This window comes from Anaerocolumna aminovalerica (assembly GCF_900115365.1).
Taxonomy (GTDB): Bacteria; Bacillota; Clostridia; order Lachnospirales; family Lachnospiraceae; genus Anaerocolumna; species Anaerocolumna aminovalerica.
Genome location: NZ_FOWD01000014.1, coordinates 57,293 through 74,582 on the forward strand (window position 1 = coordinate 57,293; position 17,290 = coordinate 74,582).

Genomic DNA, 17,290 nt, shown 5'->3' on the forward strand with positions numbered 1-17,290 from the left:
TGTTTACATAAGTTTTGCCCAAATATAAAATATCTTTTTAATATCAATAAGGGATTTAAAATGAAGTGGGGAAGCAACCAGCAATTAGTACTGGAATACAACATTGTATTATAATTAAAAGGCGTTAAAAGTGCCAGAAACGAGGTTAATATGTCATTAAGTGTTAATAATTTATCTAAAAGTTACGGAGACAAAGTTGTCTTAGATAACTTGAGTTTCGAGATCCATGAGCCTGGTGTTTATGCTCTGCTTGGAACTAACGGTGCTGGTAAAACAACCACACTGCGTATTATTTTAGGGATGCTTGCCAAAAATAACGGTGAAGTTTTATGGAAAGGAAAATCTTTAGATCCTATACGTACTAACGTTGGTTATCTTGCAGAAGAAAGAGGCTTATATCCAAAATATTCTTTACTGGATCAACTTTTATACTTTGCAAAGCTTCGCAATGTACCAAAGCATACTGCAATGGACCGTATAAAATACTGGGCTGACAGATTAGCAGTGACTGAATATGTATTTCCCCCTAAAACCAAAGGTAGAAAAACTTCCAAATCCAATCGCGCCGATCAATTATCAAAAGGTAACCAACAAAAAGTCCAATTAGTGGCTGCCTTAATATCTGATCCGGAACTGCTTATTCTTGACGAACCTTTAAGCGGTCTGGATCCTGTAAATACAGATTTATTCAAATCTATTATACGGGAAGAAATCAGCAAAGACAAATATTTGATTATGTCCAGCCATCAGATGCCTACCATTGAAGAATTCTGTTCTGATATTACGATTTTAAATCGAGGTAAGGCAGTGCTGCAAGGTAATTTAAATGAAATAAAAAAAGGATATGGACGTGTAAACTTATTTGTGAAAAGTGATGTGGATATTGCATCCTATATATCCTCTTTTGGTCTTACCATAGCAGGCAAAACACCTAGTGAATATCATCTGAAGGTTAAAAGCGAAGAGCAGGCAATGGAATTTCTTACAAAGTTAATAAACGACCAAATTCCTATTGTAAAATTTGAACTCCGTGAACCTTCATTACATGAAATATTTATTGAAAAGGTAGGGGATGCAAATGAAGAAAAGTAATTTAGCCGGCTGGAAGGATGTATTTTCTTTTACATTGGTGCAAACCTTGAAAAGTAAAGCATTTCTCATCTCCTATATAATACTGATTACTCTTTCCTTAATATCCATGCCCCTGGTTAATAAAATATTTAACAGTGGTAATGAAGATGTAAATGCACCAAGCCCTATAAAGAAAGTATACGTTTATAACAGTACTTCCCTTCAGGACATTGATTTTTCAAAGCTCCTGCCGGAGGAAAATATGAACCATATTCTTTTTGAAACAGCTTCAGAAGAATATGATACCTTATCCAAAGAGGTGGAGAAGGAAACCACTTCTGTTATCTTAACCATTACAGAAGATTCAAATATGTTCTCTCTGCATTTTCTTAAAGCAGGTAAAGGACCTGTAAAAGATACACATATACAGGCTTTAGGTAATGCTTTGGCAAAGCAATTCCAATTATTAAGAATTAATGCATCAGGAATTACAGATGAACAAAATGCAATGCTGAATGCCAAAATCGGAACCAGCGTATCTGCTGCTGATGTGAATGGAGAGATTATCCTAAAAGAAGATACTTCCATATCCATGGCTGAATATTGGTTTATATATGGAATCTTATTCTTTGTATTAATGGCAAATATGTTGTCAAGCACACAGATTGCATCCAGTATTGTAACTGAAAAATCCACTCGTGTTGTGGAGTATCTGCTAATTACGGTAAAACCTTTGGCACTTATGGTTGGTAAAATAATAGCCATGTTATTTGCAACTTTGTTCCAGATGGTATCCATGGTAATTGCACTATTTGTATCCAATCGGATAACTTCTGTCATTATTCCAGGCAACAGCAGCAGCATGTTGGAACAGTTTTTACCTAAAGATATCTTTCAGAATATCAATATAGTAAATATTTTGTTATGCTTTATACTGGTTATGCTTGGTATGATCTTTTATGCTACTTTGGCAGGTCTGGCAGGAGCAACCGTAAGCCGAATAGAAGAATTAAATGAAGGTCTGACTTTATTTACAATTACAAACCTGATTGGCGTATATATTGGATTAGGTGCATCAGGTACTTTGGTAGGAGCAGGAATCAATCCATTTGTTGTTTTTGCTTTCTTATTCCCCCTGTCTTCTCCATTTATATTACCAGGTGCAATTCTTATTGGAAAAGCCACCTTACCCTTAGTGGGTATCGCCATAGTTCTTGAACTGGTATTTATCCTGCTGCTATTCAGTTTTGTTGCAAAAATTTATGAAACACTTATACTTCATAATGGTAATACAATTAAATTGAAAGAATTAATTCATCTTTCAAAAACAGTCTAGGGAGGTGGGCAAATGAAGAATAATTTTAGAGGATGGAATACCGTATTTGGCTTTACCTTCCGTCAATTAACAAAAGGCCCGGGCTTTAAATTTGTTACCGCATTAGTTGCACTTCTTATATTAGGGGCATCCGTTTTAATTAATGTAATAGCGGCAAAACCGGAGCAAAGTAACATGCCGGAACGTTCACCAATAGAAAAAGTATTAGTCTTAGATAACAGCGGATTGCAGCCAACTGATTATAAAGAAATGAATCCGTTTTTCTCCCAGGAACAATATGCACATATTGTTTTCGAGACAATTACAGGTCAAACCAGAGAAGATGTAATAAAAACAGCAGCATCAGATTCAACAGTGACCATTGCAGCTATTATTAACACCACAGATACAGGATATGACATCGAAATTGTCATCCCTGACGGCTCTGTAATTTCCAAAAGTCAGGCAGAAATATTAATAGAGCCAATGAGCGCTGCATTTGAAACTAACAAGTTATTACAGTCAGGTTTAACCGAAGAACAATTGGCTGCCGCTTTAAAACCAGTTATAACCTCCTTTGCTGATATTGGTGAAGATACTAATGAAATCACCTTTGTCATAAAGATGGTGGCACCTATGATATTTGGTTTAATGCTGTATATGATGCTTATTTTTCATGGGCAGGCTATTAGCAAGTCAGTTTCTACAGAAAAGACTTCAAAGCTGGTAGAAACCTTATTGACTTCTGTACACCCATATGCCTTAATCACAGGTAAGGTATTAGCCGTTTCCGCAATGGCAATTCTACAATTTGTAACCTGGTTAGTTGCCATTTTTGCTGGTTTATACCTTGGAAATACCGTTGCCCATTCCATATATCCGGGATACGAAAGTTCGGTAATATCAGTAATTAATTTCTTAAAGGATAATATCGGTGAAACTGCTTTCACTCTTCCTGCTGTAATTTTAACTATTGTAGCATTCTGCATTGGCTTTCTATTCTATTGTGTCATTGCAGGACTTACAGGATGTCTGGTATCCAAACCGGAAGAAGCCGCATCTACACAGGCTATTTTCCAGTTCCCTGTTATTATAAGCTGGTTGATTACTTATCTTTCACCTATGCTGGGCAATGAAACCGTAACAGTGGTAACTAGATACATTCCGTTTACAGCACCATTTTGTATTCCTGTGGATATTTTAACAGGAACAATTGGATTAGGAGAAGGTATTATTACAACCTTGCTGTTACTTCTTTTCACTTTAATCGTTATTATGCTGTCAGGCAGAATTTACAAAGGGCTTATATTATATAACGGACAAAAAGTTAGTTTAAGGATGATTGGGAATGTAATAAAAGCGAATAAATAGTAAGGACGCTTTGCCTATATAGGTTATCTGGACCTTCATGAGTATGGGAGGTCAAATAGGTTATGAGGGGCAAAGCTGTTTTTGAATTGGACTATGTTGTTTTAGAATGATTAAAAATATATAAGTTATATAAGGGAAGTCTTTTGGCTTCCCTTAATTTTTTAAGATAGTATGTAAAACAAACTGATTGTTTAGTATTTTCATCTTTTATATTTGTTTATAGGATTATCACTCCAAATTTGTACTTCAATATATCTTTCGGGTCCAAACTTACCATCATGATTCCAATCCTGGGGAAGTCCATATTTTTTTATTATTGCAAGAATTTCATCATACATATAAACCTTTTTTCGATATTCTTTTGAATCATCTACTTTTGGACTAAATGTTGGGTGTGAATCCCCATATGTAAATGATATTGTTTTTAAATCAAACTCTTCTATAGGTATTTTAATATATGCACTATTCTCATACCATGTAGAAAGCCATGGGCTATGTTCTACAACCATATAATGTGGTGCATTTCTTGTGACACTTCCACCCTTTTTAATAAATAGATTCCTTATAAGTTCTTCGTAATATAATCTTGTTTCCATATATTCAACGTGTCTTCCTGCACATTGAACATTGGGTTTATTTTGTTTAAACTCATTAAGTACCTTTTTAGCCTCATCTATGGGGATATCTGATAAATTCATAAATGGTCCAATAGACTTGTCATAATAATGGTATAGATACATTTCTCACATCCTTTTAATTTTAATATATTTTCTGCCACAGAAAGAGATACTCATGGTCTAATGAAAGAACATAACTCTTATGACTATCTGTACGAAAAATAGAATCATCTCCAATACGACCATAATTCATATTGTAACGATGCATATAATATTTTCTATATTAATACTTTCAAGAAGTTCTACATATATTTAACTATTAAATATCATTCAAAAACTTTAGTATAATCCCTTTGCATAGCAACGCCATGTTTTCAAAATAGATTAATTTATTTATGATCATTAATAAAAAATAGTAGTAATAAGCTGGTCTATCTTTACCTTATGTTTAATCTAGTTTCATAATTAAATTTCTAAAAATTAAAAGATAGTTTTAATACTTTTTATAATACCGTTTTTCATGAATTCATTTCTCTCTATAGATGCTACAATTACAAATATGTAAAAAATTACATAAAGTGTTGACATTATAAATTTATTATAAATTCAATTATAACTTATACTTTTAACAATTATATTTACCACCATATTTTTCAATACCCAGCTTTGCCCTCAAAAACGTAAACAGAACTTTGAAAATAGGGGATATAGGTTTCTTGTGACTTTGGGAAATTCGTTATGGTTCTTATAGGATAGAAATCCCGCCAATCATTGAAAATGGATAACTCGGTGGCAACGCCACCGAGTTATCCATTTTCAATGATGTTTTAAGGGATTGCTGTCCTATTAGAACCATCGAATTCCCCTATGGAACAAGAAACCTATATCCCCTGTTCTCAAAGTACTTCCACCAGCTTTAATGGGCAAAGCGTACATCAAATATACTACGATTACCTTTTTTAAAAATATATTAGAAATGTTTATACTTTTTTAACATTCTCTTGAATTCAGTTGTTTAAGGTGGTATACTACTAAAGTATAAAGAACAAATGTCTTTCACAGAAAGACAAATAGGAGGAGGTATTTTATGAAACGCAAAGTATTTGCTGTTGCACTTTGCTTAAGCTTAGTTGTAAGCTTGTTTACTGCCTGTAGCAGTAAACCAACCAGTACAGATGGAGGTAAAGTAATTAAAATTGGTGTCTTTGAACCTCTTACAGGAGAAAATGGCGGTGGTGGTTTCCAGGAAGCTCTGGGTATGCGTTATGCTAATAAGGTATATCCAACTGTGGAAATCGGTGGAGAAACTTATAGAATTGAATTAGTGGAAGTAGATAACAAAAGTGATAAAACAGAGGCAGTAAGTGCCGCACAGAATTTAATCAGCTCCGATGTCAGTGTTGTACTTGGCTCTTATGGTTCCGGTGTATCTATTGCAGCCGGCGAGATTTTTGCAGAAGCTAAAGTTCCTGCAATCGGTGCTTCCTGTACAAATCCTCAGGTTACACTTGGTAATGACTATTACTTCCGTGTATGCTTCTTAGACCCATTCCAGGGTACTGTAATGGCTAACTATGCATTTCAGGAAGGTGCAAAAAAAGCAGCTGTCATTACACAACTTGGTGATGATTATTCCTCCGGTCTTGGCAGCTATTTTGTAACAGCTTTCAAAGAACTGGCTGGTGATGGTGCCATTGTCAGTGAAGAACAATTCCAGACAAATCAAACTGACTTTAAGGCAATCCTAACCAATGTAAAAGCGGCAAATCCAGATGTAATATTTGCTCCCTCTTCCATTGCTACTGCTCCTCTAATTATTAAGCAGGCCCGTGAACTTGGAATTACAGCGACTATTATGGCAGGTGACACTTGGGAGAACTCATCTATTATTGAAAATGCAGGGGAATACGCAGAGGGTGTAGTTCTTTCCACTTTCTATGATGAAGCAGATCCGGCAACCGATGAAGCAAAATCTTTTGTTAAAGGATTTAAAGAATACTTAAAAGAGAACAAACAATCAGAGATTATTCCTGCAGTATCTGCACTTGGATATGATGCTTACATAGTTGCACTTGAAGCAATCAAACAAGCAGATTCCACAGACCCAGCAGCTATTCGTGACGCGTTAGCAAAAGTAGAAAAAGATGCCGTTACCGGTGGTATTTCCTTTGATGAAAATGGTGATGCGAAAAAGGATATTGCTTTTATTAAGGCAGTTAAAGGCGGGACTTTTGAATTCTTAAAGACAATAACCGTTGCAAAATAGTCTCTAACTATTAGTCAAAGCGGATATTCCACTTGCCTACAGGCAAGTTTATCCGCTTACGCTACTTGTTCATAATCTCATTGCCACTACGTGACATTTCAGCAGAAGCTTGAACTCCTGCTGAATCAGGAAAGTCCTTACCCCCGCTTGCAGAAGTGGGGCTCTTACCTGATGAGGTTAAAGTATATTAAGAGGCTGCCTGCTACATTTGCGGCAGCCTCTACTGCTTTAGAGGAAAAGATAAAATATTGGAGGACATCACATGACTTTATCCACATTTTTTCAGCATATTTTAACAGGGATATCCCTTGGCGGTGCTTATGCTTTAATCGCTATTGGATATACAATGGTATATGGTATTCTCCGCCTGATAAACTTTGCACATGGTGACATATTCATGATGGCAGGTTATTTCATGATATTTTCAATGGCAAGTCTACCATGGCAGATTGCAATCCCTATGGTATGTATCCTAACAATTATATTGGGAGTTGTAATAGAACGGGTGGCTTATAAACCACTGCGAACAGCCCCTCGAATGTCAATTATGATTTCAGCCATTGCGGTATCCTATCTGTTACAGAATCTGGCTACCTATTTATTTACTGCACTTCCACGTGCATATCCGGAAATACCTTTCCTAAAGAAAATATTCCAGTTCGGTACAGTTTCTGCCTCTTTGGTTACTTTTATAACACCGGTACTTACTATTCTTTTGGTTATTGCTCTAATGTTCCTTATTAACCATACAAAAATCGGTATTGCCATTCGAGGAGTATCAAAAGATTTTGAAACAGCACAGCTAATGGGAATTCGTATCAACAAAGTTATCAGTGTAACCTTTGTAATTGGTTCCTTCCTGGCTGCCATTGGTTCCATTTTATACTTTACAGACCGTATGTCAGTAACACCTTTTAGCGGAACACTACCGGGATTAAAATGTTTCGTTGCAGCGGTTCTTGGGGGAATCGGCAGCATTCCCGGAGCTGTGGTAGGTGGTTTTGTAATCGGTATTAGTGAAACCCTTTTAGTAGCCCTAGGATATTCCACCTTTAGTGATGCTTTTACATTTGCTTTATTAATTGTCATTTTGTTATTCCGCCCTACTGGTTTGTTTGGCGAGAAAAATATTGACAAGGTTTAGGAAAGGAGGAGCTTGTATGAAGAATTCAAAAAAGATTACCTATTCTATTATTTTAGCAGTAATCATTCTTGCCTTCCTATTCTTTTTAGAAACCAATAAGGCAAACTATGGCATGGCATATACCGTACTTATGAAAGGTGCTATTTTAGCAGTTGTTGCAGTTTCCATGAACTTAGTAACCGGATTTACCGGTTTATTCTCCTTAGGTCAGGCAGGATTTATGGCAATCGGTGCATATATTACAGCTATATTCTTAATTCCCACAGATACCATACAGGATGTATATTACATAAGCGGTGTATCACCGGCAATTATGAATTTTAAAAACTTATTGGATTCCACTCCAGGCTGGTTACAGGTCATTAATCCCTATATTGCATTAATGACCGGAGGTTTGGCAGCGGCATTATTCGCAGCCTTAATCGGTATTCCTGTTCTTAGGTTAAAAAGCGATTACCTTGCCATCGCAACACTTGGTTTCTCTGAAATCATGCGTGCAATTATATCCAGTCCTCAATTGGATACCATAACAAATGGCTCTTATGGTTTGAAGAAAATCCATGGTTTTTCCTCCATCATACAGACCTTTACTATTGCTGCAGTTTGTATAACATTTATGGTATTGTTAATCCGCAGTACTTATGGAAGGGCATTTAAAGCCATTCGGGAAGACGATACCGCCGCAGAAGCTATGGGTATTAATCTGTTTAAACATAAACAGTTATCCTTTGTAGTTGGTTCTTTTTTCTCAGGTGTCAGCGGAGGAATGCTTGCCATGTTTATGCGTTCCATTGATTCCAAAACTTTCAGCGTTTCCTTAACCTATGATATTCTGTTAATAGTTGTTATCGGTGGAATCGGAAGTGTAACAGGCAGCGTAATTTCGGCACTTTTAGTAACCGTAAGTAAAGAATGGTGGCTGCGTTTCTTCGATAACCCCCTTTATATCGGAAGTTTTCAGGTTCCGTTTTTCCGTACTGGTTTCCGTATGGTAGTTTTCTCTATCATACTGCTGGCTGTGGTACTCTTCTATCAGAGAGGGCTTATGGGTAAAAGTGAATTCTCCTGGGAGAAGATTGGAAAAAGTGTTTCAGGATTAAAAGGATTTATCCTGAAAAAAACCTCTAAAGGAGGTTCTAACCATGTCAAATAGTATATTAAGATTAGAAGATATCACCATGCAGTTTGGGGGAGTTGTTGCAGTCGATAATTTATCACTGGAAGTAAATCAGAATGAGATAGTTTCCTTAATTGGCCCAAATGGTGCCGGAAAAACCACTGCCTTTAATGTGGTAACCGGTGTTTATGCACCAACTAACGGAGCCATTTATTTTAAAGATAACTTAATAACCAGTAACTATCCAAAAGGCTCCATGAAGAAACTATATGCCGGACAAAATAATGGCAAATTCAATACCAGAATAGAGAAAACACCGGATCAGATTACAAAACTTGGCGTAGCCCGTACCTTTCAAAATATCAGGCTCTTTAAAGATCTGACTGCATTTGAAAATGTCCTTATTGCCAAACATATGCGGGCAAAAGCCAACTTCCTTTCAGCCACACTTTGCCTGAATCACAAAGAGGAACATACTATGAGGGAGGAAACCTTAGAATTGCTTAACATCCTTGGTTTAACCGATGTAAAAGATGAAAAAGCAAGTTCCCTTCCCTATGGTCAGCAAAGACACTTAGAAATTGCCCGTGCCCTTGCTACAAAACCGGAGCTTTTATTATTGGATGAACCTGCTGCCGGGATGAATCCACAGGAAACCGGGGAATTAACAGCTTTCATTCATGATATACGTTCTAAATTCAACTTAACTGTATTCATGATTGAACACCACATGGATCTGGTTATGGAGATATCAGACCGTATCTACGTTTTAGACTTTGGTAAATTAATTGCTTCCGGAATTCCGGAGGAAGTTCAGAATAATCAGCGGGTTATTGACGCATATTTGGGGGTACAGGAAGATGGCGAAGAATAATTTATTATCAATAGAAGATCTATGTGTATCCTATGGAGGTATTAAAGCAGTAAAAGGAATCAGCCTTGTTGTATCGGAAGGTGATATTGTTACCTTAATTGGAGCAAATGGTGCGGGAAAAAGCACCATACTTCGAACTATATCCGGCCTGGTAAAACCGGAAAGGGGTAAAATCACTTATAACGGAGAAGATATAACAGGTGCTCAGACTACTACTCTTGTAGAAAAAGGTATCACTTTGGTACCGGAAGGACGGCGGGTATTCCCTAATCTGACCGTTTTAGAAAACCTGAAGATTGGTGCTTATTTACGTAAGGATAATCTGGAGGAGGATATTCAAAGAATATATAAACTATTTCCCAGACTGGAGGAGCGTTCCTGGCAGCTTGCAGGAACCCTTTCCGGTGGTGAACAGCAGATGTTAGCAGTAGGCCGTGCCTTAATGAGCAGACCAAAACTAATCATGATGGATGAACCCTCTCTGGGGCTTGCACCCATTATCGTTAATGAAATCATGAACATTATAAAAACAATTAACAAGGAAGGTGTAACCATCCTTTTGGTAGAACAAAATGCCAACCTTGCATTAAGAATCGCCCATGGCGGTTATGTATGTGAAACCGGTAATATAACCATGGAAGGCACAGGTATGGAGCTGTTAAATGATGAAACTGTTAAGGCTGCATATCTTGGAAAAGCAAAGAAAAAGTAAATATAATTAAAAGCTTTTAATATCTTAATGGAAGCAAAATCTAATTAGTGATCATTAAAAAATATCCTTTCTTATTAATTTCTATACAGAGAGGATATTTTTTATTGTCTAGTAATAAAGGTTGAATGCCTGATTTTATTAAATTTTTAAGATCTAAAATGCTATTTAAAAACACCTTAATTTACTTATTCTATTAAAAATAATGCTTAGAAAATAAAAGTATATAATATTATAAATTACAGAAAAGCATAATAAAATAACTAGTTGAATTATCATATTTCCTGGGATTTTTCCTCCAAAAACAGGAATACCAATCCCATAATTCATAATGCTTAAAGTTATGGTTAGAATAAAGGAACTTATTATCCATATAATGCTCTTTCTTTTAGTATAGTAATTACAGATACCAAGAGACAATCCTATAATTCCATTGGTACATAGAAAAAATAATCCTTCATGAAGGGTAAAAAATATAATAATAGCACTTGCAACAATATAGGATAGGACACCCACTTTGGGTTTAATTCTTGAAATAATATAAATTGGAAGCCCGCTAAAAATAGTTAATAATACTAGCATTTCCGAAAAAAAGTATGGTATTAACTGAAACAGAGCTGCTAAGGCTGCCAGTAAAGCCCCTAAAACAATAATTCTTGTTTTATTCAAAGTATTCCTCCATATCTATGATTACAATGCATATTCAAATATACAAATCCCTCAAGTGATTATGCAATTGGAAACTTTTACTGTTTTTATATTATATGTTTTAACTCTTTATTCCATGATTATAGATGCAACAACTATAGTGAATGGGAAACCTCATACTCTATTTACTTCGTTTTCTCTATAAACTCTTTTATAGCAGAAGAAACTCTATCCCCATGCCCGGTAATCATATGCCCCCCTGTTTCAAATATAGCTGTATGAGTTTTTGTACGTTTCATAAACTTTTCAATATTCTCGTACTTTGCCATAGGATCATCCTTTGCGTGAATTACTAAAATTGGCGCCGTTATCCGTTCAACTTCATACTGGTCATAATTAATATCCATATCTATGTTGGTAATATGGGTATCTGCCTGAATTCCTTTTTTACGGGGTTTTACCGGAAGCAATGTCTTATAAATCTCGCTGTCATCTTCTAGTTCTCCTCCAAACATTGGCTTAAAAGCAAAACCTAAATATTTAGTTGTAAACCACATTGGAAAATCATTTACAATGGGTGCAGGAGGCCCGGTCATTCCCTTTATTTCTTCTTTTGCCTTTTTCATATTAGGGACACCGGAAGAAAGTAAAATAAGTCCTTTAACTCGTTCCGGATATTGGATAGCAAAAGATATACCTGAGGCGCCTCCAGCAGAAGTGGTAATAATATATACCTTTTCAATTTCAAGCTTATCAATAAGATGCAAAAATGCTTTTGCTTGATTTTTTGGAGTAGGTTCTGATGGTAAATCTGAACCTGGATATCCAAATCGTGATGGTGCTATCTTTCTATACCCATTTCCTAATAGTGTTTGTAAAGATTCATATGCCTGATCATACCCTCCGAATATACCATGGGATAAAAGTACAGCTTCACCTGAGCCTGCATTTAGATAAGTCATTTTTCCAAACTTAGTATCAATAGTTTGAGTTTTATAATCAGCAAGCTTATCATAAGCTCTATGAATATCAATCTTATATTGTATAGTAATGATAATTCCAAGTATGACCAAAACTATTAGTAAATACATCCACACTTTTCTGTACCGCCTTTCCTTTACTTTCAATTATTACCTCCTGCTATAAAATGCAACAATTTCAATTATTTCAGATTAATGGTATAATTTTGAAAATTGTATTATATGGTCTTCCAGAATATCAAGTACTTCTTTCTCTTCTTCCAGAGCTCCATCATATTTATTTAATAACAGAAATATGGGTGAATAAAAATGAAGAGCCATAATATATGGATCACATTGAATAAATACACCTTGTTCTATCATTCTTCCAAATAAAGTTTTTTCAAAATTTATTGGTCCATCCATAAAGAAATTGCGAAATACTTCACCAACCAAATTATTTTTAAATTGCTCCATAATAAGCATTTTTCGAAACTTTGAAGCAAAATCATCTTTTAAGAAATACAAAAACATTTTTTTTGCCAGATTTATAAGCATCTGCTCTGATACATCCAAATACTTACTTACCACTTCACTTATTTCCCCATGGGGTACTTCCATGCTGGAAATTGCTTCTTCATAGCGAATGGACATTTCATTTATAATACTTTCAAAGATATCTTGCTTACTTTTAAAATGGTTATAAAGAGAGGATGCTTTTATACCAACTGCATTTGCTATGTCCCGCATTGAAACTCCTTCATAACCTTTCTTTGAAAACAAAGTTAATGCCTGATAAATAATAGTTTCTTTTGTATTCTCCATTGTAATTCTCCATTCTTCCAAAACACCTCTGATTTGGGCGTCACAGCAATATTTACTTAAATATTCATTTCACTATTCACTTATGAAACAATCTTGATTTTTTATAATCTCACTTCTTTTATGGCTAAACTAACAAGTGTTAGTTTTATTTTAACTAACATTTGTTAGTATGTCAATAGGGTATAATAATACTGTAGCTGTAAGTTCTGCAAAAAAAGTTATAAAAGGAAAAAAACAGCCTGCAAACATAATAATTTGAGGCTGTTTCTTTATTTAATAATGATAATTTAGCGTTAAATTACTGTAACGATATAATAGAATCAAACATATCTTTATTCCCTTCAATATCACTTGGAGATGCAACTATAACATAATTCTGGTTTTCATTTAATTTCTCCATGTATCCTGCATATGTGTCTATATCTGCAATTCCAGATTCTTTGATTTCTGTTAATCTGTTTATCCTGTCCTGTAAGCTGATACCTTGTATATGATAAAGCAGTGACATATAAGCATCGGTTAATTCATTGGTACTTGGACTTTCAGCAGCATATGTGGAAAGCTTATAACTTTCTAATGTTTCTTCTGTCATATATGACGTTAATGCTTTTAGGAATTCATCCGTTGCTCCTATTGTCTTCATTGAATTCACATAATTATTATCTCTGTAGGTATAAGCAATATAGTTATTATCCATTATAGCTGCAGAAGCACCATATGCCCCTCCCTTTAAACGAATTTCAGGAGTCAGTAATAAATTATTTAACATGTTCATAATTACATTCCCTTTACCGCTTTGAGGAACATTGCTTTCTGATAAAGACGCATTCACTAATACATATTGAACTGTCGAATTAATTGCCAGTGCTTCTCTCTTAGCAGGCTTTGGTAAGGAATATACCGCTTTTCCATATTGAGCATCCGGCAGCTTACCGGTTAAACCTGTTATAGCCGATTTAAATGCGCTTTGTGCACTTTCATCACCGGCAAATAATATATTTAAATTGTTTTTGTTAAATGCTTTTGTACGAATCTCCGTAATTTTTTTCGCTACTTCAGCAGGATTATTTGTTATTTCCTTTTCTAATTGTAATACAAATTTATAGTAATCCAATCCGTTTAAATAATTAGAATATCTGTATAAAGGACTTGTATATGCCGTACTTCTTAATAAGGCGAGATTCAATGGTTCTGCAAATTGATACTTAAAATCTGCTTTTACATTGGCTATGGTACGGGTACCATACCCGGTTATATCTGTGATTTTAGAGTTCAATAATATATCGGATACCAACTCAAAAGTATCTTTATATTCATCTTCAAAGCTATAATAGTCCACTATAAATACCGGATGTGCTGATGTACCATTCTTATTATCCATAATGGCGGAAACGGCAGTTGAAATAGTATTGGTCTTAAGGGCTATTTCATTTAGAACCTGACTTTCCGTTCTATTGGTTGTTGCCATTCCATTTCCTATCATATCGCTATAGAATCTTAAATATAAAAGTTCATCCGGAGTCAGATGGCTTAAATCAAAACCTAAGGATACAGAACTGATTTTGTCCACATCTGCATTAGCCGTTAATACATGGGCCCCATCTACTGTTGTTTCCTTGATTTCTCTATCCTTTAATTCTACTTCAATATCTTTTAAGGATACTGCTCTTAAAGATTTTAATACTGCTGCCGGTGTTTCCTTGCTGTTCCATTCCTGGAATGCAGCAGTTCTATTTACAAGTGCGCTGATCTCTTTCTTTGTCATAGAGGCTTTTTTCTCAGCAAGTGTTTTGGCTGCAGCTTCCTGATTCTTCTCAAGTAATCCGGCTTCTGGAGTTGTAACCGTAAGAGCAGCTGATTTGTTTTTGACAATATATTTTTCAATCACCTTTTCCAGGACTCTTTCATCCAGTTTATTAACCAGTTTCCTATAATAGCTATTAACATCCACTATAGAATTACCAATTAAGTTATCAAATAAACTGGCTGTCATCATCTTATTTACTGCACTGCTTTGGTTATTTCCCAATGCTTCCTGAAACTCGATGGAACGTAGGGAGGATTTAATCAGTTCAGTATCTAATCCCTTTTTCACAACCTTTTTTAATTCTTTCATTACCAAATGATAAAAATCATTACTCTTAGCCGGATTCGCGTTATTAGCTATAAAGTGAAGAGATGGTTGATATGTGGTAGCATCCAGAGAGATACTATAAGATTCTCCTATTTTACTTTCCATCAATGCCTGCTTAAAACTGGAATTCTCTACGTTTAATAAAGATATTGCTGTGCTAAGGGCTATGTAATTATCCATTCCCAATTCTTTCATATCATTGATTGCAAATACAAGGTCAATAACCGATTTATTTTTTGTATCTGTTCCTGCTGCAGCCGGTACTGTATAAGATTTTTTAGATAATTTATTAAATGGTTTCTGAGTTCCTCTATCTATGGTTATTTCCTTCTTACTATAAGAAGATAAATAATTTTCATTTACCATTTTCAAAAATGCTTTATAATCTACATCACCGTATAAGACCATAAAGCTGTTTGATGGATGATAATTCTTTTTATATGTATTAATTACTTCCTGATAAGTTAAGGCAGGGATATCACTTGGGCTGCCTCCTGAAATATTCCCTTGGTTACTATCAGGAAAAATAGCTTTTTTAGCATTAATCATGGCTGAAGCTTCAATGCTGCTCAAGCCTCCCTGCATTTCGCTGTATACAATACCATTATAAATTAATTTAGAACCTGCATCCTTTAATTCATTTCGAAAACCTTCTCTTTCAAATATTCTTGAATCTGATAATAATAATGGATTAAATACAGCATCTAAATAAATATCGGCTGATTTAAAAAGTTGTTTTTCATTGGAAGAACAGATTGGATACATAGTCATGTTCTGATATGTAAATGCATTAGCATAAGAAACATAGGTTGTATTCATTACATCAAATATAATGTTACTGCTGGGATATTTTTTACTTCCCCCTAAAACAGAATGTTCAATGATATGGTTAATACCCTTGTCATTGTCAGCAGGAGTATTAAACTTTATTGAGAATCCACGATTTATATCGCTGTTCTTAATAACTAGTAATTTTGCTCCCGTCTTAACATGTTCAAATAGTATTTCATCTGATTTAGTTGATGAATCATAGGCGGTTTGTTTTACTTTAAAACCATGAATTTCATCACCTGTCTTTAGTTCCCCTGTGGTTGCTGCAGATACCATTTTAGTTGAACCTAATATAGTAGTTAAAAATAAACATACTGCAGTAACAAAAAATAATACCCTTTTCTTCATAATAGCCCTTCTTTCTTATTTTTATTATCCCTTTGCATATAATGTGTATTTAGATGTAAAGGCTTAATATTCTATATTTTACCAAACACTTCTTTTTTTCGCTTTAAGATTTCCTTAACCTTCCATTAAAATCACCTGAAAAAATAAAGTACTTTTTAATTGCTTTTTAATATAATAAGCTAACCTTCTCAATCCTACGTTATTTTTACTGCTTTTTAGTATCTATATCAATAAGGAAAACATCCTTTCTTTGAATTAATGTTTCAGTAAATGAATTCAGTTCTTTTCGGATAACAGCAATTACTCTTTTATCAAAACTTTTGATTATTTCCTTTTGATACTGTAAACAGTTGACTTCCAGATACCCAATTTCATCTATAACAATAAGGTCAACACTGCTGCTATTATATTTCTTTAGTATGTTAACACCTAAATTCTCAAAGGTTTCGGGGAAAGGAGTAAATGAATTAGCTTGGGTGTTTCTTTGAGCTATTAATCCACTTATATCCGGATTATTAATATCGCGAAGAATTACATGTCTGGGCATATAAGCATCATCTCGAACAGCATAGGTGATGATTCCTCCAAGGATAGTCTCTTCTACAATCATATGATTGTCTTTATTAAAAAAATCCTCTAAAGGCACCAAATCTTTTAAAATTTCTTTTAGAACTGTAGTTTTTCCACTCTTTCTATGGCCTGTAATCAACAGATGCTTTTTTCCGCTTTCATAAAAAGATGTCATGATAGATTGCTTCAATTGCCTGATCTGATCGTCTAATGAATTGGTCATATTTTTTAATTAACTCCTTTGCCTCTTCTGTTATATAAGAACCGCCTCCGGATTTACCTCCTGCCTGTCCGATTAACAGGCTAACCGATAATTCTTTCTCTGCGTTTTTAATTAGATGGAAGGCCTTACTATAAGACATGTTCATCTCACCTGCGGCCTTACTTAAAGATCCTAGTTCATCTGTTTTTTTCAAAAGCAGCATGGGACCTTCACCAAAGAATTTTATATTCTTATCATTTACCAGCCATAATTTTGATTTAAAATGCAT

General features: G+C 34.8%; 15 protein-coding genes. 8 read left to right on the forward strand and 7 right to left on the reverse strand.

Annotated features, from left to right (window positions below; translation table 11 throughout):
- Window positions 1-150: 150 nt before the first annotated feature.
- The 3 genes from BM183_RS09555 to BM183_RS09565 are packed head-to-tail and all read left to right on the forward strand — an operon-like array spanning window position 151 to window position 3,757.
- The gene (locus tag BM183_RS09555) at window positions 151-1,092 is read left to right on the forward strand and encodes an ABC transporter ATP-binding protein (protein WP_091686471.1); all 942 of its coding nucleotides are present in this window, start codon (window positions 151-153) and stop codon (window positions 1,090-1,092) included.
- Complete coding sequence (locus BM183_RS09560; RefSeq protein WP_091686473.1) at window positions 1,079-2,407, forward strand: ABC transporter permease; 1,329 nt, start codon at window positions 1,079-1,081, stop codon at window positions 2,405-2,407. Before BM183_RS09555 ends, BM183_RS09560 begins: the two co-directional genes overlap by 14 nt.
- A gap of 12 nt (window positions 2,408-2,419) precedes the next feature.
- Window positions 2,420-3,757, forward strand: coding sequence for an ABC transporter permease (locus BM183_RS09565; RefSeq protein WP_091686474.1), 1,338 nt, complete (start codon window positions 2,420-2,422; stop codon window positions 3,755-3,757).
- A gap of 200 nt (window positions 3,758-3,957) precedes the next feature.
- On the opposite strand, the gene BM183_RS09570 is transcribed toward BM183_RS09565, so the two are convergent.
- Window positions 3,958-4,497: a hypothetical protein gene (locus BM183_RS09570; protein ID WP_091686475.1), complete on the reverse strand. Its 540-nt coding sequence runs from the start codon at window positions 4,495-4,497 to the stop codon at window positions 3,958-3,960.
- A 964-nt stretch (window positions 4,498-5,461) separates the two neighbouring features.
- Between BM183_RS09570 and BM183_RS09575 the strand changes: the two genes are divergently transcribed.
- The 5 genes from BM183_RS09575 (at window position 5,462) to BM183_RS09595 (ending at window position 10,487) form a co-directional block, all read left to right on the forward strand.
- Window positions 5,462-6,640, forward strand: a complete 1,179-nt coding sequence (locus BM183_RS09575; protein WP_091686476.1) for an ABC transporter substrate-binding protein — start codon at window positions 5,462-5,464, stop codon at window positions 6,638-6,640.
- A gap of 262 nt (window positions 6,641-6,902) precedes the next feature.
- A complete protein-coding gene (locus BM183_RS09580; protein WP_091686478.1) occupies window positions 6,903-7,784 on the forward strand; it encodes a branched-chain amino acid ABC transporter permease in 882 nt (293 codons plus the stop codon).
- Between the two features lie 16 nt (window positions 7,785-7,800).
- Entirely contained in the window at window positions 7,801-8,937 is a 1,137-nt protein-coding gene (locus BM183_RS09585) for a branched-chain amino acid ABC transporter permease (RefSeq protein WP_091686479.1), read from the forward strand.
- On the forward strand, window positions 8,927-9,775 hold the full coding sequence (locus BM183_RS09590) for an ABC transporter ATP-binding protein (RefSeq protein WP_091686481.1): 849 nt from the start codon (window positions 8,927-8,929) through the stop codon (window positions 9,773-9,775). Before BM183_RS09585 ends, BM183_RS09590 begins: the two co-directional genes overlap by 11 nt.
- Entirely contained in the window at window positions 9,762-10,487 is a 726-nt protein-coding gene (locus tag BM183_RS09595) for an ABC transporter ATP-binding protein (protein WP_091686483.1), read from the forward strand. Before BM183_RS09590 ends, BM183_RS09595 begins: the two co-directional genes overlap by 14 nt.
- Window positions 10,488-10,652: 165 nt before the next feature.
- Here BM183_RS09595 and BM183_RS09600 read toward each other — a convergent pair whose 3' ends face one another.
- From BM183_RS09600 to BM183_RS09625, 6 genes are all read right to left on the reverse strand, one after another.
- Window positions 10,653-11,153 (reverse strand): hypothetical protein, encoded by a 501-nt coding sequence (locus BM183_RS09600; protein WP_091686484.1) that lies wholly within the window; start codon window positions 11,151-11,153, stop codon window positions 10,653-10,655.
- A gap of 164 nt (window positions 11,154-11,317) precedes the next feature.
- A complete protein-coding gene (locus tag BM183_RS09605; protein ID WP_242960955.1) occupies window positions 11,318-12,259 on the reverse strand; it encodes an alpha/beta fold hydrolase in 942 nt (313 codons plus the stop codon).
- Between the two features lie 45 nt (window positions 12,260-12,304).
- Window positions 12,305-12,916: a TetR/AcrR family transcriptional regulator gene (locus BM183_RS09610; RefSeq protein ID WP_091686486.1), complete on the reverse strand. Its 612-nt coding sequence runs from the start codon at window positions 12,914-12,916 to the stop codon at window positions 12,305-12,307.
- Window positions 12,917-13,214: 298 nt separating this feature from the next.
- On the reverse strand, window positions 13,215-16,229 hold the full coding sequence (locus BM183_RS09615; RefSeq protein ID WP_091686488.1) for an insulinase family protein: 3,015 nt from the start codon (window positions 16,227-16,229) through the stop codon (window positions 13,215-13,217).
- 205 nt (window positions 16,230-16,434) lie between these two features.
- Window positions 16,435-17,022 (reverse strand): nucleoside-triphosphatase, encoded by a 588-nt coding sequence (locus BM183_RS09620; protein WP_091686490.1) that lies wholly within the window; start codon window positions 17,020-17,022, stop codon window positions 16,435-16,437.
- Window positions 16,958-17,290, reverse strand: a complete 333-nt coding sequence (locus BM183_RS09625) for a winged helix-turn-helix domain-containing protein (RefSeq protein WP_091686492.1) — start codon at window positions 17,288-17,290, stop codon at window positions 16,958-16,960. The genes BM183_RS09620 and BM183_RS09625 overlap by 65 nt, the downstream gene beginning before the upstream one ends.